Raw genomic sequence first — 23,345 nt, 5'->3', positions numbered from 1 at the left:
AATCATTGAAATAGCTGGCGGTTTTACGTGAATAGTGCCAGAGCGCGGCCGGTTCGGGCCGCACCCGCGCGCTGAAGTCGCGCATCCAGTAAACTGATTAGACGGCACTTTGGGCCCGGACCACGCTGGGGAATCCCTGCGAGTCTCGCAATTCAGCCGGGTGCCAGTTGGAATGAATGTTTATTGACGAAGCAAGAATTCGCGTGAAAGCCGGCGACGGCGGCAACGGTTGCATGGCTTTCAGGCGCGAGAAGTTTGTTCCCCGCGGCGGTCCCTCGGGCGGCGACGGCGGCCGCGGAGGCGACGTGGTGATGGTGTCGTCGCAGCGGCACAATACGCTGATCCATTTCCGCTATAACCCGGAGCACAAGGCGCAGCGCGGCGAGCACGGCATGGGGTCCAATTGTTCGGGCTCCGACGGCCACGAGATCGTGCTGCAGGTTCCCGTGGGCACGGCTCTTTACGACGCTGAGAGCGGCGAACTCGTGCACGACTTCCAGCATCCCGATGAGCGCGTCGTGGTCGCCAAAGGCGGACGCGGCGGACGCGGCAATCAGCACTTCGCCACTTCCACGCACCAGGCCCCCCGCGAGCACGAACTGGGCAGGCCCGGCGAGGAGCGCATGTTCCGCCTGGAGCTCAAGCTGCTGGCCGATGTGGGGCTGGTTGGGTATCCCAATGCTGGAAAATCGACGCTGATCTCGCGCATCTCCGCGGCCAAACCGAAGATTGCCGATTATCCCTTCACCACGCTCGAGCCAAACCTCGGTGTAGTCACGGTGGGCGAGGCGCCGCATGAAGAGTCGTTCGTGGTGGCAGACGTGCCAGGGCTCATTGAAGGCGCGCACGAAGGGCATGGCCTGGGTGTCCAGTTCCTGCGACACATTGAGCGCACGCGGGTGCTCGTGCACCTCGTCGATGTGTCCGACGCTTCCGGCCGTCCCGATCCAGTGGAGGACTTCAAGGTCATCAACAACGAGCTCGCCAGCTTCGGCAACGGCCTCGAAGAGAAGCCGATGATGGTGGTCGCCACCAAGATTGATGTTGCCAATCCTGACAAGCTCAAGAAGCTGACCACCCATGCCAAGCGGCGCAAGCTGGAGTTCCACGCCATCTCCGCGGTTACCGGGCAGGGAATCGACGAGCTGAAGTGGGCGCTGGCGAAGCGGCTGCGGGTGGCGGTCGCGGCAGATTAACACCGCTGCGTATCTCGAACCTTAAAATTGAAGAGTCGCCTCCTCTTGAAAGGCGTGGCGGATTCTTTACCCGAAAGGGCTGCACTCATGTCGAATATCCTGGAACATCTCCCTCTGGGCGAGAAGGTGGGCATTGCCTTCTCCGGTGGCCTTGATACCAGCGCCGCCCTGCACTGGATGAAGCAGAAAGGCGCGCGCCCCTTCGCCTACACGGCCAACCTGGGCCAGCCCGACGAGAAGGACTACGACGAGATTCCCCGCAAGGCGCTGGAGTATGGCGCCGAGAAAGCACGCCTCATCGACTGCCGCGCGCAATTGGTGCGCGAAGGTCTGGCCGCGCTGCAAAGTGGTGCGTTCCACATCACCACCGCGGGCGTGACCTACTTCAACACCACACCCATCGGCCGCGCAGTTACGGGAACCATGCTGGTGGCGGCGATGAAGGAAGATGACGTCTCCATCTGGGGCGACGGCTCGACCTTCAAGGGCAACGACATCGAGCGTTTCTACCGCTACGGCCTTCTCGTGAACCCCGAACTGCGCGTCTACAAGCCCTGGCTGGATGCGGCGTTCATTGACGAACTGGGCGGACGCGCCGAGATGTCGGCGTTCATGCAGAAGTCGGGCTTCGCCTACAAAATGAGCGCCGAAAAGGCCTACTCCACCGACTCGAACCTGCTGGGCGCCACGCATGAAGCCAAGGAACTTGAGCATCTCTCCAGCAACTTCCGCATCGTTGACCCCATCATGGGCGTGGCGTTCTGGCGCGACGACGTGCCGGTAAAGGCGGAAGAGGTTACGGTGCGCTTCCATGAAGGGCACCCGGTGGCGCTCAATGGCCGCGAGTTCCCCAACTCCGTTGAGCTCATGCTCGAGGCCAACCGCATCGGCGGCCGCCACGGCCTGGGCATGAGCGATCAGATCGAAAATCGCATCATCGAAGCCAAGAGCCGCGGCATCTACGAGGCGCCCGGCATGGCCCTGCTGTTTATCGCCTACGAGCGGCTCCTCACCGGCATTCACAACGAAGACACCATCGAGCAGTATCGCGACAACGGCCGCAAGCTCGGCCGCCTGCTCTACCAAGGCCGCTGGTTCGACTCCCAGGCCATCATGCTGCGTGAGAGCGCCCAGCGCTGGGTGGCGCGGCCCATCACCGGCCAAGTGGCGCTGGAGCTGCGCCGCGGCACCGACTACTCGATCCTCAACACCGAGTCGCCCAACCTGACCTTCAAGCCCGAGCGCCTCAGCATGGAGAAGACCGAGAGCGTCTTCTCCCCGCGCGATCGCATCGGCCAGCTCACCATGCGCAACCTCGACATCACCGACACGCGCGACAAGCTGCTGACCTACGCGCAGAGCGGCCTGCTGACCCTCGGAACCGGCGCGAGCATGCCGAAGCTGAACAGCGGCGCCGAAGAGGAATAAGGAGAGTGCAGTGACGAGTGGCTGGCGGTTAGAAGAACCAACTCACCACTAACCATTCATCACTAGCCACTCATCCCCTGCCCTCACACCATCGCTCGCTCTTTCACCGTGAGGTACTGATTCAGCACCGCTGAGGTCAGCTTCTCCGGGTCGAGATCGAGCGTCAGGGCTCCCTGCTCGCGCAGGCGCGCCAGCAGCAGTTCGCGTCGCGCCGTCATCTCCTGCGCTGCGGCGGCACGGAACATCGTGTCGATGCTCTTCGGCCGCGCCGCGGCGATGCGCTCCACTTCAGGCTGCGCCATGGCGACGAACAGCAGCACATGCCGGCGCAGCAGTTGCGTCGCGCCGTCGATGACCTCAGGTCGCATGGCCGTCTCCGCAAGATCGGTGATCCAAAGAACCAGCGACCGCCGCGGCTGCAACCGGTTCAATACAGCGGTCGCACGCAGATGATCGGCCTCGCTGCTCTCCACGCGGGCCTGCGCCAGCAGTTCGATGATCTGCCGCAGATGCGCGGCGCCGCGCCCAGGCAGCAACCGCTGCTGAATGGCCTGCCCATACACCAGCAGCCCCACGCGATCGCCCGAATACAGCGCGAGCTGCGCCAGCGCCACCGCGGTTGAGCACGCATAATCGAGCTTGGTATGTGCGACCTCCCGTTGAGCTTCAGAGGAGTGGCCCCACCCCAGGTGGCGCAGGTGGCGCATCAATCGGCCGCAGTCCAGCACAATCCACACGGCCTGGCTGCGCTCCGTCTGATACTGTCGCGTGATCAAACTGCCGCGCCGCGCCGTGGCCGTCCAGCACACGTCCCGCAGGTCATCGCCCTCGCGGTACTCGCGCAGGCTTTCAAAATCGCGCCCCAGCCCCCGCTGGCGCGCCTGCCGTAATTGCAGATCGATCTGCCGGCTCCGTGCAAGAAAGATCTGCTGATCCTCGCTGGTGCGCAGCGCCGGATACACCCGCACCGTCTGCGTCAACGGTGCGCGCGCCCACCGTTCCCCCAGGCCCAGCGGAGAACGGTAACGCACGTAAAGCCAGCCGGTCTCGCAATCGCCGCGCTGGCGCGGAGTAACGCGGTAACGCACCTTTGCCGCGACGCGCGGAAACGCTCGTACACGCTGGTGAACGGGTTCGGTTGCAAGCGCCGCCGGCAGATCATCGGTGAGCAGGCAATCCACAATCACGCCGCCGTGATTGTCGATCGCCAGTTCAATCTCGGTTTGGGAATCGAGCGCGGGCGCATTGCTCCAACTACGTTCCGCCGTGAGCAGCTTTGCACCGGGCAGGCGCATGCTATCGAGGACCACTGCCAGCAGCACCAATGCATCCCACACCAGCATTGCGTAGCTCAGCTTGGCCACGTAGAACCCGGGAATCAGCAGCAGAAATCCGGCCGCCAGCAGCGTGACCGCGCGCGGCGTGAGGCTGAACGCAAGCTTGCGCCGCCGTTCGCACGCGGCGCGGATCGGCTCGGGATGGAGAGAAGGCGTGATCATTGCCGCGGAACCGGCACCGCCGCAACCACATCGGTCAGCACGCGGTCCGCGTCAAAGCCCTCAAGCTCCGCCTCTGGCTTAAGCATCACGCGATGCCGGAGCACCGGCTGCACGGCTCGCTTCACATCATCGGGCACCAGGTAGTCGCGGCCGTCGAACGCCGCAGCGGCCTGCCCCACGAACATGAGGCTGAGTGCCGCGCGCGGACTGGCGCCCAGCAGCAGCGTGGGCCACTCACGGGTGCGCCGCGTGATCGCCAGAATGTAGCGATAGAGCTCCGGCTCGATCCGGATGCGCCGCACCTCGGCACGCGCCGCGGCCAGCAATCCCGCGGGTATCGGCGCGATCTGCGCATCTTCCAGGATCCCATTGCCGGAGCTGGCATGATGCCGCTCGAGGATCTGCAACTCTTCCGCCTCCGAGGGATACGCCACGCGAATCTTCAGCAGAAAGCGGTCCAGTTGCGCCTCCGGCAGCGGATAGGTGCCCTCAAAGTCCACCGGGTTTTGCGTAGCGAACACCGTGAACCAGCCGGGCAGGGGATGGCGCACGCCATCGGCCGTGACCTGGCGCTCCTCCATGCATTCCAGCAGCGCCGCCTGCGTCCGCGGAGGCATGCGGTTGATCTCATCCACCAGCAGCAGATCCGTGAACACCGGTCCCCCGTGGAAAACGAACGAATCGGTACCGGGCTTCAGGATGGTCGTGCCCAGAATATCCGCGGGCATCAGGTCAGGCGTGGCCTGCACGCGCTGAAATCCCAGCCCCAGCAGCCGCCCCGTCGTCTTCACGATAAGCGTCTTGGCAATGCCCGGCACGCCTTCCAGCAGCGCATGCCCCTGGCACAACAGCGCAATCAGCACCTCTTCGATAACAGCCGACTGCCCTGCAATCACCCGCCCCAGTTCCGCGCGCGCATGCTCAATCAACTGCCTCGTTGCCTGCAGCGACTGTGCTTCATCCTGCGGTCCATCAATTCGCGCTCCCATCGATCCCGCGTCCATCCGGTCCCTTTCGTTTGTCTCTGCTTTTCTTTCTGTCATTCCCTGAGGGATGTGCTTCTTCAGTCCGCCTGCTGGCGATCCAACTGGCTCCCGTGCACTCGTCCTTCGTGCCGCTCCAACTAGCCGGAGGCCCCATCCAATCTAACTCCCCCCATACCGCTGACTCCGCTGCCTCTCCTCGTCATCGCATCCAGCTTCGCCGCGTGCCCTGCCAGCAACTGCACCAGCCGCAGCGCCTCCTTGGGATGCAAGGCCTCGTTGCCGATAGCTGCTTCGCACGCAAGCAGGTCCGCCTCCAGCGCCTCGTCCGCTTGGGGAAAGCGCCTGCGCACCACCCCGGCCACTTCTGCTGCATCCATGCGCTGCATGTGCCTGCCGCATAGCCACAAGGCATGCCGGCGGAATCGCTCCCATGCCACCGACACAGCCGTCGACGCCGCGCCGGCGCTCTTATACAGCGACCCCAGCGCCTCAAGAAACTCAATGGGAGTGGCGCGGACTGGAGGCGGCAACTCGCGCACTGGCCCGCTGCGCCGGCTGAAGCTGAACAGGACAAGAACCGCCAGCACCGCCAGCCCGATCTGAAGCATGTGCAGCGGCAGGCCGCCGGCATAACTCCACGTGGAGCGGATCTCCCCATGCAGCGATTCGTCCCAGTAAAAGTGCTTGCCCGCGCTGGGCCCAATCGAGTTCAGAAATAAATTGAGATTCTGCGCGCGCGTGAGCGAACCGTTCTCCAGCGGCATGGAACTGGCCCACCACACCACGTGGCCCGCACCCCATTCGTACTCGATCACCGCCGGCGCCCCGGCGCAGTCATATTGCACCCGTACTCCCGGATTGCCCACCTGCCAGGTCGCCTCCGGTATCATCCACACCTCGCCGGAGCCGGCCAGCGGATCGAGCCCCTGCGGCTGCAGCTTGCACGCCGTGAAGGAGAACGTGCTCCCCGGTGCCGCATTCTGTCCCGGCAGCAGCGATCCTCCCCAGAAACCGGTGGCCAGCACGCGCCCGCCTTTCTCCAGGATGTCGCGCACCGCCTTCATGTCTTCCGCCTCGCGCGTAAAGGGCTGGGCAAAAATGACCACCGTCTGCGGTCCTGCCTCCGCCGCCAGTTCGCTGAGCGGGCGCTCCCACCGCTCAACGGGATAGCCGGCGCGCTCCAGCAACTCATACGCGGCCAGCGCGCCATGTTTGCCGGACAGGTAGGTGGACGGCGGGCCGTTGTCGTTTTCATCGGAGTTGGGCAGCAGCAGACCCGTCGCCACCGCAAGCACAATAGCCACGCCCACAGCCCACAGCAGCAGCTTGCGGTCTTTCGCGTCGAGCGAGGGGAGGAACCAGGAGGGGGCCTTCATTGCGCGCCTCTCACATGCCTTTTGCTCACCTCGAACGCGCACGCTGAAACTTCCCAACTATCGCCTGCTTTGTAACAGGGCACGACTTCAGTCGTGCCGATCAACCCCATTGGAATGTCTGGGGCTTTCGCCCCTGCTACTCCCAATCCGCCACGCAAGCCGGGCTTTGCCGCAGTCTTTTGATCTCCCCGAGGACCGCTCGACAACCATCGCATCATCGCGGCCCTCTGCTCTCAAACAACCCCGTCGCCAACTCCTCCACGCGCTGATAGTCCCTCTCGCCCGCCTCCCGCCCGCCGTACCACGTCCACTCGAACTCGCGCGTCAGTGCCGACAGTCCCGGCTTGCGCGCGTCATCCCCCGCCACCAGCGCCAGGTACTCGCGCGGCGTGCGCGCACGGTCTGCCGGCCACAGCTTCTTCGACTCCAGCCTGGAGATCGCCGCCCAATATAGAAAGTGAATGGCCTCGCGCCACTCGCCCCGCGCAGCGGCCTCGCGTGCATCCTTGAGCCACAGTTGCCAATCGCGCGCCGAAGCCGCCGTGGGCGCCGGCCCATCACTCTCCGGCACCAGCCGCACGCGCCAGCGGCGCTCCATCTGCAGTAAGGCCCATGCCAAACCCACTCCCACCAGCAGCAGGAAGCCCCAGATCAGCGCGCGTCCCACCCATGCTGCGCGTACTCGTTTTCCGCCCAGCCACTCAAAAAACTTGTTGAGCCAGTCGCCGAACTTCTCCAAAGCACTCGGCCCCTGTTCCGGCTTCTTGAGATTGCGGAACTCGCGCCCCGCCAGCACCTGCTCCAGCGCCGCGCGTTCCCCAGCGTGCGATGGCTGACCGCCCGCCCCTTCATCCACCTGGGCTATGTCTTGTGTCAGGCGCGCCCGCGCATCGTTCAGCAACTGTGAAGTGGAGGGCGCCTCCTCCTTCTCACCGTCATCGTCTGCCTTCTGGGATCCCTTCGCCTTCTGCGCGTCTTCGGGCTTCTGAGCCTTCTCCAGCAGCACCCGCAGCCACCCGAACCGGACCACGCGCGTTTGCTGCTGTGAACCCGCGCCCCACGGAATCTCGTCATCAGCGCCAACATGCAGCGGATCGCATGCTTCAGCCGAGCGTGTCTTCGCGCACGCCGCGGTGAGCTTCTCGAGCGCTTCCAGGTGCGCGCGATAATCCGCAATCGAAACAGAGCGCGATGCCACCCGCGGCGGTTCCGGGCTGGCCTCGGCGGATTGCGCCGGCGTTAGAACCGCTCCCCACGCGCAGCCAGCCAGAAGCACACAGGCCTTTGACCAGTTCGTCATGCGCGCGCTTCCTCCGCCGCTTCGGCCACAGGTTCGTCGGGTACGCTCGCGATCCCTGGAGCACTCAGAGACTCCGCCATCCCCGCGGACTGCATCATCCACTCGATGTCGAACCCCTTTTTCCGTATGCGCTGATCATAGCTCGCGGCCAGCACCCAGAACCGCTCGCGATAAATATGGAATGTGCGATCCAGGATTTCTCCCAGCCGCATAGGCCGCAACGCCTGGTTCATGCGGACTCCCCGGCACCCGCGGAAGGGCTCCCCAACCGCTCCTGAACGTGCAACGGCTCGTCCGGATCGCCGGCTGCTCCCGCCGGCGCATGCACCGGCTCCGCAGCAACAACCGCCTCCTCCGTCTCCATCGCACCCAGCGCCCCTCCCGCCTCTGCGCCGCGCGGAACCTCCGCCAACCATGGCGCCGCCTCAGGCTGTGAAGCCGCCTCCGCCAGCATCCCCGCCCGCTGCATCATCAACTCCACATCAAACCCTTCACGGCGCACACGCTGGTCGTAATAGAACAGCACCAGCGCGATGGCAAACACCGGCATCGTGAGCGCGTGTACCGCGAACGACATGCCGTAAACGCCGATGATCATCACCGTGCCCATCACCGCCGCGTGTTGCGGAGAACTCAATCCCGGCACCAGCGAAACCAGAAAGATCACCGGCATCGATACCAGCAGCGATGCCACCCAGGCCACCGCGATTCCCAGCAGGAACAGCACCAGCATGCGGCCCCGCGTGCCCCTGCACAACTGCCATGCGCGTTTCAGTGAGACCCCGATGGGCGCGCTTTCAATCACCGCCACTGGAAACGCCAGGCACACCTGCAGCAGCATCCACACCACGTACACCGCCAGCCCGACAAACAGCAGAACGGCCAGCACGCCGGACAACAGCATCCCCGCGCCCCCGGCATTGGCGCCGCCCGCCACCGCCGCGCCCACGCTCACAATCATGATCAGCACCGTCCAGACACCGAACGGAATGCCGGCGATCATCAGTGCTTGCAAAACATACAACCCGATGTACTGCCACCCTCGCTTCCACACCGCCTTCAGCGCCGCCGTCATGGTGATGCTTTCGCCCAGTGTCTGCACGCTGGCGGCGTGGCACAGCGCCGCGCCGCAAAGGGCATTCGATCCCAGGGTGAGAGGCAGAGCAAGCATGCCCAGCAGCATCAAACCCACCAGCAATCCGCCAATCGCCTCCGGGTTCGGTGTGCCGCTGGAACTTGTGGTAACCCCGGCCCACGCAAACAGCAGCACCGCGCCACCGCTCAACCCCAGCAACAGGGCTGCGGGAATCGCTGCCAGCCCGAAATACACGAGAAAACGTGATCGGTAGAGGCTCGCAGTCCGATCGAGGATCTCGCCCAGCGTTGACGGCCTCAGCGAATCATTCATGCGCGTTCCCGGGCGTCTCCGCGACCAGCGCCTCCGCGGCCCTCGCCAGAGCCAGCCGTTCCTCGGAGAGCGGCGCGGCCACCGGCTGCTCTGGCTGATCGGGTGTCGCACCCATCCCCGCCGCCTGCATCATCCACTCAATGTCGTAGCCTTCCTTGCGCACCCGCTGGTCGTAATAGAACAGCGTCAGGCCGATCGCGTACATCGGTCCGAGAAACGTATTGGTGAAGAATTGGACCACCTGCTGCACGGCGCGCAGCCCTGCTGAAAGCGCTCCGTGATGCTTGAAGATTTGCGCGATAAAGAAGACCTGCGAAATCATCGCCACCCCGAACGCGATGACGAAGATCAGGAGCGCCAGCATGAAGATGCGTCCGCGCGCGCCCTCGCTCAGAGTGATACTGCGCCGGAGAGACTTGCGGGCAGTCATTTCTTCCACCACGCAGGCCGGCACCGCCAGCGAATAACGCAGGCCCATAAACGCTGCGTAAGCCAGGCCCAACACCGTCAGGCCCAGAAACGCAAGCGTGATCACCCCAATGAGCATCACCGTGCTGGGGTCGGTTTTGGCGCCGGCCGCCATCGCCGCCTTGGTTGCAGGCCTCACCAGAAGATAGAGAGTTACAAAATATCCCACGTAAATCACCAGCAGCGGCCAGCCCGCCAGGAACGTGATCAGGGTCATCAGCCACGCAAAGCGTCCGGTCCGCGGAAGGACCGTCTTATAAGCTCCGCGCACCGTTGCCGGCTGCCCCATGTAGACCCACGCGACGGCCCGGTTGTTTGCCGCCACCGCCATCCCGCTGAAGATGAACAGCAGAAGAAACTCCACCAGGACAATAAGCAGGTTCACGACCGTGAGGTGCGCGGTCATATTCCGCGCGCGCATGAATTCCTGAATCCCGATCTGCCCTAGACCCACCACCAGCATGGCGCCTGCGTTTACCGCGGAGATCCCCGCAAACAACAGAAAATTGGTCCGGTAAAGCTGGGCCGTGCGGTCGAGTATCTCGCCAAGCGTAAGCGGACGCAGGTTGGTTTCCATGTCTTGGTCTCCCAGGAGTATTGCCGGGATACTAGCACAGGCTTGCAGCCTGCGAAATGCTCCAGTTGAGGTGTTCGGAAGGATGTTGTAGTTTCCCGTTGCGAACGCCCTCGCCAGGCTGATTGGCCGGCCGCGGTTCAAGTGACGATGTCGACTGCTGCTCCAGCCGCCTGCCCGCTTCTGTCCAGTTTCCGTACACTCTCGATGCCCGCTTCCCACTGCGGGCTATGAGAAAATAGGTGTTTGCGCACGCAGTCCAAGTTTCGTTTGCTCGTGGTCCGATTGGGGGCCATGGGCGACATTCTCCATGCCTTGCCGGCGGTTACCGCGCTTCGCCGGGCGCACCCGTCCTGGATCATTGGTTGGGTCATCGAGCCCAACTGGCGGCACCTGCTCACCACCGCCAACGGCTCCCCTGCCGAACCCCTGACCTCCTCACAGCCTTTGGTCGACCAGGTCCACCTTGCGCCCGTGAAAGCCTGGGGGCGCGCTCCCCTCAGCGCCAGAACAGCTGGCGAGATCAAACAGGTGCGAGCCAGCCTCAAGGCCGCCCAATATGATGCCGTGCTGGAATTTCAGGGCGCGGTCCGGTCGGCACTGCTGGGATGGACCTCCGGCGCGCGGCGGCGCATCGGCGAGCGGAGCCCCCGCGAGTGGGCGGCCAAATGGCTGTTCACGGAACGCGTTTCCACCACCGGCCGGCATGTCATCGAGCAGGATGTGGAGTTGGCCTCGGCCGTGGCCGGAGATGCCCTCGAGCCTCTGCAGCCACTGCTCCCCGTGGACCCGCATGCGGAGGCCTGGTGCGACCAGCTGTTTACCCCCTTCGGCAACAACCCGGCAGCCTTGCTGATCCCCGGCGCCGGCTGGGGATCGAAGCGTTGGCCGGCGGAGCGATATGCAGCCGTAGCTTCGTCGCTGGCGGCGCGCGGCTTTCGCGTGCTGGTGAACACGGCGCCCGGCGAGGAACACCTGTCAGATACCATCAAGGCGCAATCCCATGGTGCGGCCGTGCCGGTGCGCTGCTCGCTCCCGCAACTCATCGCGATCAATCGACGGGTGGCCTTGGCCATCGGCGGCGACACCGGGCCGATCCATCTGGCATGTGCGCTGGAGAGGCCGGTCGTCGGGATCTATGGGCCCACCGACCCGGCCCGGAATGGCCCCTTCGGCACCCGCTTCAAGGTCCTGCGCAGCCCCTTCAGCCAGCGCAATCACGCCCGCCTCGACGAGCCCGAGGCCGGACTGCTTACGATATCCCCACAGGCTGTACTCGAGGCCGTGGACGAAGTGCTCTCGCCGGAGGCGGAATGACCAACGGAAACCAGCCGCCACAAGAGAAAAACCAGGATTGGATCAGCCGCTGGCAACGCATCGCCCGCCGCATCCGGGTGCCCCTCGGGTTCGCCGTGGCCGCTCTCTATGTGTTTGAGCTGTGGCAGCGCCCTCCGGAATTTCGGGCCGTCGCGTGGAGCCTCGCCCTGGTGATTCCCGGCCTGTGGCTGCGCGGCTACGCCTCGGGGTATGTCAAAAAAAACCAGGAGCTCACCACAACCGGCCCGTATGCGCACGTTCGCAATCCGCTCTACCTCGGGTCAATTCTGATTGCCGCCGGTTTTGCCGTGGCTCTCCAAAGCTGGCCCGTGGGGCTGGCGCTCGCTTTGATGTTCGCAGCCATCTATGTGCCGGTGATCGCGTCCGAAGAGCGCTTCCTGCGCGCCACGTTTTCCGCGTTCGACGAATATTGCCGCCGCGTTCCGCGCCTCATCCCGCGGCTGACGCCTGCGCGCACGCCCGGGGCGGGCGGCGGCGGCCGGTTTTTCCTGCCTCTCTATCTCAAACACCGCGAGTACAATGCTCTTTTGGGGGCTGCGCTCCTGTACCTGGCTTTACTGTTGCTGCGGCCGGCGTTGAATGTCCTGTTTCACGGACGGCCCTGAACGACCTTTGAACCGTCCAATGCATAAGGAGTCTCCCCTGCCGGTGAAGAAGCGCACGACTGTTCTCTCTAGCCGCCTTGCACTTTTCTTTGCCGTCGCCGCTTTCCTCGGCGCGCAGCAGAACCCCTCCCCTCAACCGGTGACGCAGACGCTTGCTCCCCCGCGGCCCGGGTTCTCGTTTCCTCAGAAACAAACCCTCACCTACCTGGTGGACTGGCGCGTCTTTCCCGCCGGTACGGCGATCCTGCACTTCGAGCAGCAGGACAACGTGGAAAAACTCTCCGCCACCGCCGAAACCAGCGGCGCCATCAACCTCCTGTTCCACGTCAGCGACAAGTTCCAGTCCACCTTTGACCGCGCCAAAGGCTGCACCAACCAGTTCGACAAGCAAACCGTCGAAGGCCGCCGCCAGATCAACTCCACCCTCAAGCTGGACTACGGCGCCAATAAGTCCATCCTCGACGAGAAAAACCTCGTCACCGGACAGAACAAACACGTGGAGCAGGCCATCCCCGGGTGCCTCACCGATCTGCTCACCGGGATCTACTATGCAGCCAGCCAGCCCATGTCCGTGGGCCAGAGTTTTCCTCTGCCCGTCGCCGATGCCACCCACATGGTGCTCGTCAACATGAAGGTGGAAGGCCGCGAAGAGGTCAAAACGCCGCTCGGAACCTTCAAGACAGTGCGCGTGCAGCCCACCGCCGAGGCCGGCGTGGTCAAAAATCGAGGCAACATCTGGATCTGGTACACCGACGACGACCGCCATCTTCCCGTCCAGATGCGCGCCCGGCTGTTCTGGGGCACCATTACCTTCCGCCTGTCGGCAAACGAAGCCAGGTAGAACAAGAGGCAATCCGGTGTATCTACGTCAGGGCCCCGTCGCCAGGGCACCCGTTTTCGCCTGCCTTGCGCTAGAGCCGTTCCGCCCCTCTTGTGTGACCGTGCGCACAGTCCCGCAGGTCGCTCGGGTCCATACTTGATTCCCTGCGCTCATGAAACCGTCGGCTCCAGCCCGCGCCAGCTCTCTTGTCCAACTCGACAGGCCCGCGTCCTGTGTTAACCAGAAAACTAATAGGGTTTGGGCTCCATTCGCTGCAGACATCGGAGCTGAAAAAATCAATCAAGCCTGTCGTAATGATATAGATACAGCGATAGACATCCCTTCTCCAATCTTCGCCCCAAACCCGAAGATATTGCGAAGATGTAGCGAAAATTTGTCCCATTTATGATCATGGAATAAACGCATAATGTTATAAATAAGTAACTAGCTTGCCTGACCTGTCCGGTCACCGCATCATCGGCCCGAAACCTATCCATCCAGCGGATAGGCAGCGGGGCGCCCCAAAGGGCTCTCGCCTAGCTGGCCCCAATCGCCGTGCGCTCCCCGTTCCTCGGGCGGTTCGCACTGTGGATCAGGTCCAGCGGAGCCGTAGCCGGGATGTAGATGGCGAAAGCCGTCCCGGTGGGCGGCCGCGTGCGCGAGCGGAATCGCAGCTTGCCCTGATTGCGCAGCACGATGTCGCGCGTGAGCCACAGTCCCAGGCCCGTTCCCCGGCTCCCCTTGGTGGTGAAAAACTGCGTGAACAGGTTATTGCGGATCTCCTTGCGGATGCCGCTGCCGGTATCCGCAATGGTGATGCGCGCGTAGTGCGCCCCGCGGTGCAGGATGGGCGCAACGCGCACATGAAGCTGCCCGCCGTCCGGCATCGCATCGATCGCGTTACCTACCAGGTTCACCAGCGCCTGCCGGATTTCGCCCGCTGAACAGTAAGCAAACGTCCGCTGCACCTGCAGGTGCTCTGCGATGCCGCGTTCCAGCAACTTGCCGCGGAACAGCGCCACGGCCGACGTGGCCAGCTCGGCCAGGTCCGTCAGCTCGGGTTTCGCGGGTGCGCGATGAAAACGTAACGTGTGCTGCACGATCTCGCTGATACGGCCCAGTTCCTGCGTGGCCATCCGGGCATACGACTTTGCCTCGTCGAGCCTGGAGCTGTTCTCCACCAGGAAGAGAAGATTCCCGAGCGCTTCCAGTGGATTGTTCACCTCGTGGGCCATGGTGGCCGCCAGGCGCCCAGCCATCGCCAGCTTCTCGGAGTTGCGCAGCGCTTCGTCGCTGTGTACCTGGCGCTCCGCCGCATCGCGGATCTCGAACTGCTTTGTGCGCGCCGTGAATGCCACCTGGACTGCGCTCAGAAGAAGCTCCTTGCGCACCGGCCGGTCAAGGAGAATGAGGCTGCGGATTTCTATTCTTACCTGGCTGGCAACCACGGCATATTGTGGCTCGCCCGGGCCGCTGGTGAGCAGCAGCACTGGCAGGTCTGACCAGGCCGGCTGCTCCTGGACAACCACCCGCAGCGCGTCAGTCCCGCCACCCGCCAGCGCCTCATCGGTCACGATGAGGCCAAGCAGCCGGCTGCTCTCCACCAGGGACGCTTCAACCATCTTCGCCACGCACTCGGCCGGGAAGCCGTGATTCCTGAGCAAGGCGCAGATCAGCTCTCCATCGCGCCCCACGGGAGCGATCACCAGAAACCGGCGATCCTGAACTCCGTTCTCGATCACAGCAACTCCTGCCCTCCTCTGTACTCAGGCGTCCCTGTCAGCACCCCGGTGAAATCCTTCAGCGGGTCGCCGATACAGATCTTTCCGTCTCTGATCTGCAACTCGCGAATGGACCGCTCGTGCGGGCCACTGCGGCGCTTCACTACGCTGATCGCCTGCCGAACCTCTCCCCTCGCTTCGAAATACCGCAGGAGCAAGACATTGTCGGCCAGATAACTTACGTCAATCGGTGACGTCATCGCTTGTCCCAGCAAACCAAATTGCGCCAGCACCATGAAAGATGCGACTCCTACTTGGTTTAGATAGGAAAGCGTCTCATGAAGCTGTATCGTCAACGCGCGTTCTTCGCTCATCGAGTTCATCAAGCCGTTAAGACTGTCGATCACCACGATGGACCAATGCTTCGTCTCGACTCCATCCGTATGCGCTCGATAAATTCCCCCGGCGAAAGCGTCGAGGCCGGAGATTCCGGTCGACAGACGCGAGTCCATTTCCATGCGTGTGCGTGCTCCTGACCTTGTGATCCAGAATTGATTGGGTACGGCTGAGCCGGGGGAAGCGTGAAGGCGGGCCCTGCTTCTCTTGTGTAATTGCCTGGTTCCCCATAGCCGCTGGCACCGTTTTAGATGCCGGCAACATGGTTCGTAGCTGTACAGGCTTGAGTTGTCCTCAAGGAGAACTGAAAAATAACCGGCGCAAACCATCCTTCAAATGCTTGGCATCCTAGCCTCAGTTCGGACCGGAAAGAAAGCTCACCGGGCAAAAATAACCCGAGGAGGCACATCTCATGGCAGTCACCCATCTCATCGATTCCGACCACAACGACAGGGCCATCCCGGCGGTCGGAGACAAAGTAAGGGTGAAGGCGCGGGATGGCGTCTACTCGGTCCTCAGGGTGGACCTGAACACACAGATGGCCGACGTGGTCCGCTGCGCTCCTGGTCCGCAGTCGGTGGACAGGGGCGTTCCGCTGCACCTGCTTCAATCGGCCTACGATTACCTGCCGGAGCTCTTCCGCTGGTATGTGCAAGAGGCGCCCACCCACGCCGACGGTACCGACGGATGAGCGCCCGCCAGCATGGGTGCTTGGGCTCGCATGTAATCTGGGGTGAGTAAATCCTCGGAACGGTATATGCGAAGCCTTTCTCTGCCCGCTGCTGACTTTCGCGCTCTGGCCCACCGGCTGAGCGACTTCACCGCCGACTACCTCGAGAAGCTCCCCGGTCTCCCCAGCTATCCGCCTGGAATCAGCGGGGAGCAGACCGGGCAACTGTTCACCGGGAAGCTGCCGCAGGATGGTCTGGGCTCTGCTGCGTTTGACGATCTGCCTCGCGTCTTCGAATTTGCCCGGCCGTCGTCACCGCGGTTCTTCGGCTACGTATTCGGATCGGGTGAGCCCGTCGCGGCACTGGGCGACTTCGCCGCCGCTGTGCTTAATCAGAACGCCACAGCGTGGCGCTCGGCTCCGGCCGGCGTCACCATTGAGCGCACCGTCATCGGCTGGCTGGCAGAAGCCCTCGGCTGCGCCGGGTTCTCAGGGAGTCTGACTCTGGGCGGCTCGTCGGCCAACCTGATGGCGCTATGCATGGCGCGCGAGGCCAGGGCGCCTGCCAATCAGGCGGGCGTGCGCGGCGGCACCCTCTACTGCTCCACTGAAGCACACATGTCCATTGCCAAGGCCGCGGCCCTGTTAGGCCTGGGGCACAACGCCGTGCGGCTGATCCCAGTCGATGACAAATTCCGCATGCGCGCTGACGAACTCCGCGCCGCGATCGGACGCGACCTGGAATCAGGGCAGACTCCCATCGCAATCGTTGCCAGCGCCGGCACCACGGCGACCGGCAGCATCGACCCCCTCGAGTCGATTGCCGACCTCTGTGACGAGTTCGGCCTGTGGATGCACGTGGACGGCGCCTACGGAGCGCTGGCCGCGCTCGCCATTCCAGACGCATTCCGGGGCATGAACCGCGCCCATTCGCTTTCTCTCGATCCCCACAAATGGCTCTACCAGCCCGCCGGCGTGGGCTGCCTGCTCTATCGCGATCCCGCCGACGCACGACGCGCCTTCTCCCACACCGCTGACTATGCCCGCTCGCTCACCAGCGATCCCGTTGAGGGGTTCGCCTTCTTTGAGGAGTCGATGGAACTGTCGCGCCCCCTGCGCGCCCTTAAGCTTTGGCTCTCCCTGCGCTACTTCGGCCTGCGCGCCTTTGAGCAGTCCATCGCCGAAGACCTCAACCTGGCGCAGGTTCTCGCCTCAGCCATTGACGCTGAGCCGCAACTGGAGCGCCTCGCGCCTGTCGCGCTGAGTGCCGTCTGCTTCCGCTACACCGCGTCCCGCCGCGATCTTGACGCCCTCAACCGCGCAATTCTGACGCGCGTCACGCAGCGGGGGCATGTCTATCTCTCCAACGCCATGGTCCAGGGGCAGTTCACGTTGCGTGCCTGCATCGTGAACCACCGCACCACGGAAGACGATGTGCGTACGGTGGTATCTGAAGTGCTCGCCGCGGCCGGAGAAGTGAGTGCGTGAGAGGTTCCGGCGAGCCAGGAAGAACTGAGCCGGGGACCCCGCAACAGGGATCGCATTCCTGGGTAACTCAAGAATTCCTTACGACGCACCAAGTCTTCATGCGGTGCGCCGAGACCCCATAATCGTCGCTGTGTTCGGGCGCCTGCGGGAAGGCTTCCCAAAATGAATCGAATCACCGTGGATTTTCCGCTATGCCGCGGGTCATGCTCCCAGCAGAGCCCCGTGGTTCGGTGAGCTCGTGGTTTTACGCCGGGGCGTCATCAGTCTGCTTGATTGTCAGATCGGATGTGTGGAGGGGCATTTTCCCCGGAGGATCCAGCGCCTTGCCAGGGTGTGGCAGATGGACGCCGTCCTGCGCCAGCAGAGCTTCGTAGATCGGGATGACGCGCCAATGGCGCGCCAGCACGTACGCACTCATGTTGGCGATCATGAGGGGCAGCACCAGGCCGTAGCCGCCGGTCATCTCGAAGACGATCAACACGGAAGTCATGGGCGCGCGCACGATGCCAGCAAATACGGCTCCCATCCCAACCACCGCGAAGGCGCCGATGGAGTCCGCGCCGTGGTGAAACACGGTCACGTCGATGTAGCCAACCGCGCCGCCAAGCATCCCGCCCATGAAGAGGGACGGTGCAAAGATGCCTCCCGATCCTCCGCTCGAGTACGAACAGACAGTGGCCGCCAGCTTGAGCACGCAAAACACCGCCATCATCGTCACCGGCAGAGCGCCTGCGAGCGCCAGGGTCAGGGTCTTATAGGGGTCGCCGGCAATGCCGTTGTAGTGAAAGAAGTAGAGACCGATCACAGCCAGCAAGCCGGTCGCGGCCCCTCCAATCGCCGGATGCACCCACTTCGGCGCCGCCGTCCACCGCTTGAACTGCGCGCGCGTCCACAGGAGCGAATCGGTGAAGGCGACCGAAACTAAGGCAGCCAGCACACCCAGGAGCGCGTACCAGACGAGGGAAGAGGAATTGGCGAGCGTATACGGCCGGGTCACATGAAACACCGGTGTGCTGCCCAGAATAGAGTGCTCCACAACCGCGGCCAGCGCGGCTGCAACAATAACCCCCGAAAGCATCGTCTGGTCCAGGTCGCCGATCAGTTCCTCCAGGGTGAACGTGATCGCGGCGATGGGTGCGTTGAACGCCGCCGCGATTCCCGCCGACATGCCCACCGATGCCATGCGCCGGCAATACCGGGGGCTCAGGCGCGCCGCCCGGGCCAGGAAGCTACTCACCCCCGCGCAGATCTGCACCGTGGGCCCTTCAAGCCCCAGCGAAGCTCCCGCGCCGAGCTGGAATGCGCAAAGCACGAACTTGCCAATCGTCTCGCGGATCGTGATCAGGCCGTAGCGCAGCGAAAAGGCAACCTTCACCTGTGGAATGCCGCTGCCCGCCGCCGCCGGAGCCCAATAGGTGAGTCCCACTCCGACGATGAGGCCTCCCAAGGCCGGAGTGACGATGGTCCATGCGATCCAGCGATAACCACCCGCAGCATTGGCGTGGTCGATCATCACCTTTTCTAGCCACGCGATGCTCAGGTGAAACGCGACGGCAGCCAACCCGCACAAGCCGCCTGCAAGGATGGTGAATGCCAGCAATCGCTGCTGCTCATTAGGCAGCCGTCGCAGGAGCCAGACGATCAACTTCGACCAGAGCGCGCCCAATTCTTGCCAATAATTCAATGTCTGCGGTACCCCTTCTGGAAAAACCCTGCTCTTTCAGTATAGGAGGGTCATTCTCGGCCCCTCGCAGATTGTGCCGATGGTGAACCGCGCCAACCGGCGCAGACTCGAAGGCATCATCGCCCAGCGAGACGTTACTGGAGCGCTACCGCGACTTTGGCGGCGAGCAGGGCAACGCCACGCATCTAATCCCATGGGAGATATGCGCGTGAACGAAAAGCTGAAACCTACCCATGACCAGCCCGGCGGCCTTGTCGACGAAAACGCTAACCCCGACGACGGTGTTGTGAACGACTCGCTCGGCACCGTAAACACATCCGACTCGACGGGCCTCGACGAAAGCCGCGAGACCGGCGACGCCAGGCGCAACAACAAGAAAACTCGGGAAGACTGAGAGCCTGGTTTGCAGCCCGCCTGTCTCTCTGACGTACGCGTCCCGGCAGGCGAGTGCCTAGATGGAGTAGGCCCAGCCCTCTTCGTCCCAGAAGCGCTCGCTGAGGTATTTGTCGGCGGAGTCAGGCAGTACGGTGACGATGGTGGCGGCTCGCCCGGCCCTGACTTCTTCGCGGGCCACCTGCAGGCAGGCAACCATGGCCGCGCCGGCGGAGATGCCGACGAGCAGTCCATCTTCACGGGCCAGGCGGCGCACCATGCGGTAGGCGGCTTCCGTCTCTACCTCGATGTTGCGATCGGCGAGCGCGGGGTCGTAAATGGCCGGCACAATGGCGGTAGGCATATGCTTCATGCCTTCGAGTCCATGGAAAGGAGAGTCAGGCTGGAAGCTGAAGGCTTGAATCGTAGGATTAAATTCCCTCAGCCGGCGCGTGGTGCCGGTGAAGGTTCCGCTGGTACCCAGGCCGGCGATAAAATGCGTGAGCTGCCCGCCTGTCTGCCGCCAGATCTCGGGCGCGGTGGAGTGGTAGTGCGCCTGCCAGTTAGCAGGATTGGAGTACTGGTCCGCGTAGTAGAACTTCTCCGGCTCGTTTGCCGCCAGCTCGCGTGCGCGGCGGATGGCCCCGTCCGAGCCCTGATCGGGGTCGGTCCAGTCGACCTCGGCTCCGTAGGCGCGCAGAATGCGCTTGCGTTCCGGCGAAACGTTGGTGGGCATGCACAGCCGCACGGGAAACCCAAGTGCCGCGCCCAGCATGGCGAAGGCGATGCCGGTGTTGCCGCTCGTGGCGTCCAGCAGAGTCTTGCCGGCGGAGAGCTGCCCGGAACTGAGAGCCTGGCGCACGATGGACCAGGCGGCGCGGTCTTTCACGCTCCCGCCCGGGTTGATCCATTCGGCCTTGGCAAGGATCGTGATGCCGGGCAGATCGCGCGTGAGCTTCTCACAACGCAGCAGCGGAGTGTTCCCGATGCGTTCTGTTATGAGGCAGCCCGGCTGCCCATGTGTGCTGGTCGTTGTCATTCGATCGTGTTCAGTCAACTCGTGCGCGGGGAAGCGGCTATCATCAATTCATGAGCAGGGGAAGCCCGCTGGACCTGTTTCATCCTCGTTTCTATCCTCTCAGACTGGGCAGATGGGTGCTTGCCGATGGCTCGGAAATCGAAAAACCGCAATTTTGACGAGATGCTGGATGCGCTCCGCGCGCAGGGCTTCGAAGTGACGCCGTTCACGGGCGTTCCGAATGGGATGCAAATGGCGAAAAACGGCGTAGCCGCGGTGATCGTGCCGGGCGAGACCGATGCCAAGTGGGAGAGCGGTGGCGGCCGCCTGGCGGTAACGCCGGGGCTGCTGGTGCGCGGCGAGATCGCGCGTCTCCTCGACAGGGGATACCAGAAGTTCATCCGTACGGCAAAATTCGAGCTCCCGGCCACGGCGGCGCAGTTGCACGCAATTCAGGACTTCACCGAGGAGTTGAACCGGGTGACGGGCGCGCTGGGGCTGTACAACGAAGGACTGGGCACGACAAGCGACGTCTACCTGTACGACCGGGTACGCGGTCGCGACACTGAAAAGCCGAAAGCACCGGGCCCGTGGGAGCTCGCCGACGGTCATTAAGAATTAACGCCGTGCGCGTTCGCGCTGCAGTTCGCGATAGAGATCGCTTTTGGAGCGGTCCATCTCACGTGCCAGTCGCTTGAGCGCTTCCTTCTCGTCGATACCGTTTTCTGCCTGCATGCGGGCGATGCGCGCGGAGAGTTTCTCCGCAGGGATCGCGGCGTTTTGTGAGGCTGCAGGCGCTTCGACGATCACCGTCATTTCCCCGCGAACCCGATCGCGCGAGGCGAGATCCTGCCGTACCTCCACCACCGTGCCACGATGAAACTCTTCGTGTACCTTGGTGAGCTCGCGCGCGACCACGACGCGCAGAGCCGGGCCGAAAACGGACTCGAGATCGGCCAATGTCTCCAGAATGCGATGCGGTGCCTCGTAGAAAACCAGCGTGCGCGGCGTCTCTCCAGCCTGCGCGGCCATGTCTTCAAGGCGCGTGCGGCGCTGGCCCGCCTTCTCTGGCAAAAAACCCAGATACGTGAATCCCGTGGTGTTGAGCCCGCTGGCCACCAGCGCGCTTAGGGCGGCGTTGGCGCCGGGAATGGGAATCACCGCAACGCCCGCCTCGATCGCCGCCGCAGTGAGGATGGACCCCGGATCGCTGATGCCGGGCATTCCCGCATCCGTGACCACCGCAATGCGCGCGCCGCCTTTAAGTGCCTCTACCATCCGTGCACTTCGCTCGCGCTCATTGTGCTCGTGCAGGCTTTCAGTCGGCGTGGTGATCTGGAAGTGGTTCAGCAGCTTCTGCGTCTGGCGCGTGTCTTCGCAGGCAATGCGGTCGGCGCGCTTGAGCACGTCGAGGGCGCGCAGGGTAATGTCGCCGAGGTTGCCGATGGGGGTCGCGACGAGATAGAGACCCGGAGCGAGAGGCGATGAGTCAGAATGCATCGTTGCAATAACGATACTAGGATTCAGCCGGTGAGCGGGCCAAGGTCAGGAGATCTGAAAATCGCTGGGGTTCTACCGCTGAGTCAGACCGGCCCATGGCACTGCCCATAAAAACAGGGCAGCTGTGAGTGCCTGAACCGCATTTGCCGACTGATGCCGTTGAATGACATTGCCTTCTCTGCGCCGACGGGCATACAACCCTTATCTGACACCCACGGCCCCAAGGAGGCATAGAAATGCCGAAACCGCCGGCGTTCCAGGATACGCGCTGCCTACTGGCCCCGAGATCATGTCAACAGATCAGCTTTCGGTTTCCTGCCGTTCGTAGCGGCGTTGCTCCGCCAGCAGCGACATCGAACTCATCAGGTTCTGCACACTCACTATCCCGATGACGCGGCCGCTCTCCGTGACGGGAATGAGCGATAATCCGCGCCCCGCAGTGATTCGCCTGATCGTCGTGCCGAGCGTGTCCTCCGGGCGCGCCACCTGGAATGCCCGCGACATGACTGACTGAACGTAGCCATTGCCGTCACTGCGCAGCGCATCCACAATCCGCTGGCGCGACACGATGCCGACCAGTTGCGGCCCGCGCACCACCGGGAAGTCTTCCTGCAGCGAGTGCACGCAGCGGGAAAGCGCGTCCGCCAGGGTGTCGGACGGCGACAGCGTGGCAAAGTCCGTGAGCATCACTTCGCGCATGCGCACCGTATCAACGACGGACTGGAAAAACACGCCCTGATCTTCAATTTGCGCGGCGATCATGATGAAGAAGCCGGCGATGATGAGCCACCAGCTATGGAAGAGCATGCCGGCCACCATCGCTGCCAGAGCGAGCAGTTGTCCCAGGCCGGTGGCGGCGCGGCTTGCGGGTCCAACGCCATGGGCGCGTGCAAAGCTGCCGCGCATCAGGCGGCCGCAATCCAGTGGGTAAGCAGGCAGCAGGTGCAGCAACCCGAGTCCGGCCTGCATCCACACCATGCTACGCAGCAGGTGCGCGGAGGTTACCAGGGGACGGCTCAGCAGATCGAAGCTGCCGCCGGCTCCCAGAAACAGCCCGGCGAGCGCAATTGATGTGAGCAGATTGGCAACAGGACCTGCCGCAGCCAGGGCAAATTGAGCGCCGCCGCTGGTGGCCAACTCCTGGCTCTCAGGGTTTGCGTAAGCGAACAGGCCGCCGATAGGCAGCAGCAGGATAGCGCGCAGGCGTAGGCCCAGCCACGCGGCCACCAGCAGGCGCGCGGTCTCGCGCACAACTACTGCCGTAACCAGCACAAGAAACATTCCCATGCCGCGCGCAAACGCGAACTGACCCGTATCCGGCACGCCCAGGCCCAGACACACCAATGCGAGAAGCAGAAAAAAGGTGTGGACGCGCAATTCGACACCCATCCAGCGACCCAGCGGCAGTGACCATCCTCGCATGAAGCTATTGTAGAGGGTCAGTGCAAATGCAGCGCGAGATAGGCCGACGGCGCGCTCTCAATTATGCTGGGGTGCG

At 63.5% G+C, this 23,345-nt stretch carries 22 protein-coding genes; 9 read left to right on the top strand and 13 right to left on the bottom strand.

Features of this window, described 5'->3' with window-relative positions; genetic code table 11:
- Positions 1-176: 176 nt before the first annotated feature.
- Together obgE and argG are read left to right on the top strand one after the other, a co-directional pair.
- Positions 177-1,196 (top strand): GTPase ObgE, encoded by a 1,020-nt coding sequence (gene obgE / locus VGL22_RS10710; protein ID WP_465266909.1) that lies wholly within the window; start codon positions 177-179, stop codon positions 1,194-1,196.
- Positions 1,197-1,283: 87 nt separating this feature from the next.
- Positions 1,284-2,624: an argininosuccinate synthase gene (gene argG / locus VGL22_RS10705; protein ID WP_465266908.1), complete on the top strand. Its 1,341-nt coding sequence runs from the start codon at positions 1,284-1,286 to the stop codon at positions 2,622-2,624.
- A gap of 83 nt (positions 2,625-2,707) precedes the next feature.
- On the opposite strand, the gene VGL22_RS10700 is transcribed toward argG, so the two are convergent.
- The 7 genes from VGL22_RS10700 to VGL22_RS10670 form a co-directional block, all read right to left on the bottom strand.
- Complete coding sequence (locus tag VGL22_RS10700) at positions 2,708-4,123, bottom strand: DUF58 domain-containing protein (RefSeq protein WP_465266907.1); 1,416 nt, start codon at positions 4,121-4,123, stop codon at positions 2,708-2,710.
- Positions 4,120-5,127 carry an AAA family ATPase gene (locus tag VGL22_RS10695; protein ID WP_465266906.1) on the bottom strand — a complete coding sequence of 336 codons (1,008 nt, stop codon included), beginning with the start codon at positions 5,125-5,127 and terminating at the stop codon, positions 4,120-4,122. Before VGL22_RS10695 ends, VGL22_RS10700 begins: the two co-directional genes overlap by 4 nt.
- A 119-nt stretch (positions 5,128-5,246) precedes the next feature.
- Positions 5,247-6,485 carry a DUF4350 domain-containing protein gene (locus VGL22_RS10690; protein ID WP_465266905.1) on the bottom strand — a complete coding sequence of 413 codons (1,239 nt, stop codon included), beginning with the start codon at positions 6,483-6,485 and terminating at the stop codon, positions 5,247-5,249.
- 214 nt (positions 6,486-6,699) lie between these two features.
- Positions 6,700-7,785, bottom strand: coding sequence for a DUF4129 domain-containing protein (locus VGL22_RS10685; RefSeq protein WP_465266904.1), 1,086 nt, complete (start codon positions 7,783-7,785; stop codon positions 6,700-6,702).
- A complete protein-coding gene (locus VGL22_RS10680) occupies positions 7,782-8,018 on the bottom strand; it encodes a hypothetical protein (protein WP_465266903.1) in 237 nt (78 codons plus the stop codon). The genes VGL22_RS10685 and VGL22_RS10680 overlap by 4 nt, the downstream gene beginning before the upstream one ends.
- Entirely contained in the window at positions 8,015-9,193 is a 1,179-nt protein-coding gene (locus VGL22_RS10675; protein ID WP_465266902.1) for a hypothetical protein, read from the bottom strand. The genes VGL22_RS10680 and VGL22_RS10675 overlap by 4 nt, the downstream gene beginning before the upstream one ends.
- Positions 9,186-10,238, bottom strand: a complete 1,053-nt coding sequence (locus VGL22_RS10670) for a hypothetical protein (RefSeq protein ID WP_465266901.1) — start codon at positions 10,236-10,238, stop codon at positions 9,186-9,188. Before VGL22_RS10670 ends, VGL22_RS10675 begins: the two co-directional genes overlap by 8 nt.
- Positions 10,239-10,529: 291 nt before the next feature.
- On the opposite strand from VGL22_RS10670, the gene VGL22_RS10665 reads away from it, so the two are divergent.
- Genes VGL22_RS10665 through VGL22_RS10655 form a run of 3 tightly spaced genes read left to right on the top strand, consistent with a single transcriptional unit; the run spans position 10,530 to position 13,019 of the window.
- Positions 10,530-11,552 (top strand): glycosyltransferase family 9 protein, encoded by a 1,023-nt coding sequence (locus tag VGL22_RS10665; RefSeq protein ID WP_465266900.1) that lies wholly within the window; start codon positions 10,530-10,532, stop codon positions 11,550-11,552.
- Entirely contained in the window at positions 11,549-12,178 is a 630-nt protein-coding gene (locus tag VGL22_RS10660) for a methyltransferase family protein (protein WP_465266899.1), read from the top strand. The genes VGL22_RS10665 and VGL22_RS10660 overlap by 4 nt, the downstream gene beginning before the upstream one ends.
- Positions 12,179-12,197: 19 nt before the next feature.
- On the top strand, positions 12,198-13,019 hold the full coding sequence (locus VGL22_RS10655; protein WP_465266898.1) for a DUF3108 domain-containing protein: 822 nt from the start codon (positions 12,198-12,200) through the stop codon (positions 13,017-13,019).
- A 515-nt stretch (positions 13,020-13,534) separates the two neighbouring features.
- Here VGL22_RS10655 and VGL22_RS10650 read toward each other — a convergent pair.
- The gene (locus tag VGL22_RS10650) at positions 13,535-14,740 is read right to left on the bottom strand and encodes a sensor histidine kinase (RefSeq protein ID WP_465266897.1); all 1,206 of its coding nucleotides are present in this window, start codon (positions 14,738-14,740) and stop codon (positions 13,535-13,537) included.
- Positions 14,737-15,237 carry an ATPase domain-containing protein gene (locus VGL22_RS10645; RefSeq protein WP_465266896.1) on the bottom strand — a complete coding sequence of 167 codons (501 nt, stop codon included), beginning with the start codon at positions 15,235-15,237 and terminating at the stop codon, positions 14,737-14,739. The genes VGL22_RS10650 and VGL22_RS10645 overlap by 4 nt, the downstream gene beginning before the upstream one ends.
- Positions 15,238-15,527: 290 nt before the next feature.
- Between VGL22_RS10645 and VGL22_RS10640 the strand changes: the two genes are divergently transcribed.
- Complete coding sequence (locus VGL22_RS10640; RefSeq protein WP_465266895.1) at positions 15,528-15,806, top strand: hypothetical protein; 279 nt, start codon at positions 15,528-15,530, stop codon at positions 15,804-15,806.
- A gap of 66 nt (positions 15,807-15,872) precedes the next feature.
- Positions 15,873-17,273: a pyridoxal phosphate-dependent decarboxylase family protein gene (locus VGL22_RS10635; protein WP_465266894.1), complete on the top strand. Its 1,401-nt coding sequence runs from the start codon at positions 15,873-15,875 to the stop codon at positions 17,271-17,273.
- A 244-nt stretch (positions 17,274-17,517) separates the two neighbouring features.
- Here the strand turns inward: VGL22_RS10635 and VGL22_RS10630 are convergent, their stop codons facing one another.
- Positions 17,518-18,957, bottom strand: coding sequence for a chloride channel protein (locus VGL22_RS10630; RefSeq protein ID WP_465266893.1), 1,440 nt, complete (start codon positions 18,955-18,957; stop codon positions 17,518-17,520).
- A gap of 202 nt (positions 18,958-19,159) precedes the next feature.
- On the opposite strand from VGL22_RS10630, the gene VGL22_RS10625 reads away from it, so the two are divergent.
- Entirely contained in the window at positions 19,160-19,351 is a 192-nt protein-coding gene (locus VGL22_RS10625) for a hypothetical protein (RefSeq protein ID WP_465266892.1), read from the top strand.
- Positions 19,352-19,408: 57 nt separating this feature from the next.
- Here the strand turns inward: VGL22_RS10625 and VGL22_RS10620 are convergent, their stop codons facing one another.
- On the bottom strand, positions 19,409-20,368 hold the full coding sequence (locus tag VGL22_RS10620; RefSeq protein WP_465266891.1) for a PLP-dependent cysteine synthase family protein: 960 nt from the start codon (positions 20,366-20,368) through the stop codon (positions 19,409-19,411).
- A gap of 126 nt (positions 20,369-20,494) precedes the next feature.
- Between VGL22_RS10620 and VGL22_RS10615 the strand changes: the two genes are divergently transcribed.
- Positions 20,495-20,962: a hypothetical protein gene (locus tag VGL22_RS10615; RefSeq protein ID WP_465266890.1), complete on the top strand. Its 468-nt coding sequence runs from the start codon at positions 20,495-20,497 to the stop codon at positions 20,960-20,962.
- Positions 20,963-20,965: 3 nt separating this feature from the next.
- Here the strand turns inward: VGL22_RS10615 and rsmI are convergent, their stop codons facing one another.
- Positions 20,966-21,847 carry a 16S rRNA (cytidine(1402)-2'-O)-methyltransferase gene (rsmI, locus tag VGL22_RS10610; protein ID WP_465266889.1) on the bottom strand — a complete coding sequence of 294 codons (882 nt, stop codon included), beginning with the start codon at positions 21,845-21,847 and terminating at the stop codon, positions 20,966-20,968.
- A 300-nt stretch (positions 21,848-22,147) separates the two neighbouring features.
- Entirely contained in the window at positions 22,148-23,269 is a 1,122-nt protein-coding gene (locus tag VGL22_RS10605; protein WP_465266888.1) for a CBS domain-containing protein, read from the bottom strand.
- Positions 23,270-23,345: the final 76 nt, after the last annotated feature.

The organism is Occallatibacter sp. (assembly GCF_036502485.1).
Classification (GTDB): Bacteria; Acidobacteriota; Terriglobia; order Terriglobales; family Acidobacteriaceae; genus Telmatobacter.
This window is presented reverse-complemented; position numbering and strand designations above follow the sequence as displayed.

What these genes read in the sequence shown, in the direction of transcription:
- obgE (WP_465266909.1), top strand. Translation starts at nt 177, where the DNA reads ATGTTTATTGACGAAGCAAGAATTCGCGTGAAAGCCGGCGACGGCGGC.
- argG (WP_465266908.1), top strand. Translation starts at nt 1,284, where the DNA reads ATGTCGAATATCCTGGAACATCTCCCTCTGGGCGAGAAGGTGGGCATT.
- VGL22_RS10700 (WP_465266907.1), bottom strand. Translation starts at nt 4,123, where the DNA reads ATGATCACGCCTTCTCTCCATCCCGAGCCGATCCGCGCCGCGTGCGAA.
- VGL22_RS10695 (WP_465266906.1), bottom strand. Translation starts at nt 5,127, where the DNA reads ATGGACGCGGGATCGATGGGAGCGCGAATTGATGGACCGCAGGATGAA.
- VGL22_RS10690 (WP_465266905.1), bottom strand. Translation starts at nt 6,485, where the DNA reads ATGAAGGCCCCCTCCTGGTTCCTCCCCTCGCTCGACGCGAAAGACCGC.
- VGL22_RS10685 (WP_465266904.1), bottom strand. Translation starts at nt 7,785, where the DNA reads ATGACGAACTGGTCAAAGGCCTGTGTGCTTCTGGCTGGCTGCGCGTGG.
- VGL22_RS10680 (WP_465266903.1), bottom strand. Translation starts at nt 8,018, where the DNA reads ATGAACCAGGCGTTGCGGCCTATGCGGCTGGGAGAAATCCTGGATCGC.
- VGL22_RS10675 (WP_465266902.1), bottom strand. Translation starts at nt 9,193, where the DNA reads ATGAATGATTCGCTGAGGCCGTCAACGCTGGGCGAGATCCTCGATCGG.
- VGL22_RS10670 (WP_465266901.1), bottom strand. Translation starts at nt 10,238, where the DNA reads ATGGAAACCAACCTGCGTCCGCTTACGCTTGGCGAGATACTCGACCGC.
- VGL22_RS10665 (WP_465266900.1), top strand. Translation starts at nt 10,530, where the DNA reads ATGGGCGACATTCTCCATGCCTTGCCGGCGGTTACCGCGCTTCGCCGG.
- VGL22_RS10660 (WP_465266899.1), top strand. Translation starts at nt 11,549, where the DNA reads ATGACCAACGGAAACCAGCCGCCACAAGAGAAAAACCAGGATTGGATC.
- VGL22_RS10655 (WP_465266898.1), top strand. Translation starts at nt 12,198, where the DNA reads ATGCATAAGGAGTCTCCCCTGCCGGTGAAGAAGCGCACGACTGTTCTC.
- VGL22_RS10645 (WP_465266896.1), bottom strand. Translation starts at nt 15,237, where the DNA reads ATGGAAATGGACTCGCGTCTGTCGACCGGAATCTCCGGCCTCGACGCT.
- VGL22_RS10640 (WP_465266895.1), top strand. Translation starts at nt 15,528, where the DNA reads ATGGCAGTCACCCATCTCATCGATTCCGACCACAACGACAGGGCCATC.
- VGL22_RS10635 (WP_465266894.1), top strand. Translation starts at nt 15,873, where the DNA reads ATGCGAAGCCTTTCTCTGCCCGCTGCTGACTTTCGCGCTCTGGCCCAC.
- VGL22_RS10625 (WP_465266892.1), top strand. Translation starts at nt 19,160, where the DNA reads ATGCGCGTGAACGAAAAGCTGAAACCTACCCATGACCAGCCCGGCGGC.
- VGL22_RS10620 (WP_465266891.1), bottom strand. Translation starts at nt 20,368, where the DNA reads ATGACAACGACCAGCACACATGGGCAGCCGGGCTGCCTCATAACAGAA.
- VGL22_RS10615 (WP_465266890.1), top strand. Translation starts at nt 20,495, where the DNA reads ATGGCTCGGAAATCGAAAAACCGCAATTTTGACGAGATGCTGGATGCG.
- rsmI (WP_465266889.1), bottom strand. Translation starts at nt 21,847, where the DNA reads ATGCATTCTGACTCATCGCCTCTCGCTCCGGGTCTCTATCTCGTCGCG.
- VGL22_RS10605 (WP_465266888.1), bottom strand. Translation starts at nt 23,269, where the DNA reads ATGCGAGGATGGTCACTGCCGCTGGGTCGCTGGATGGGTGTCGAATTG.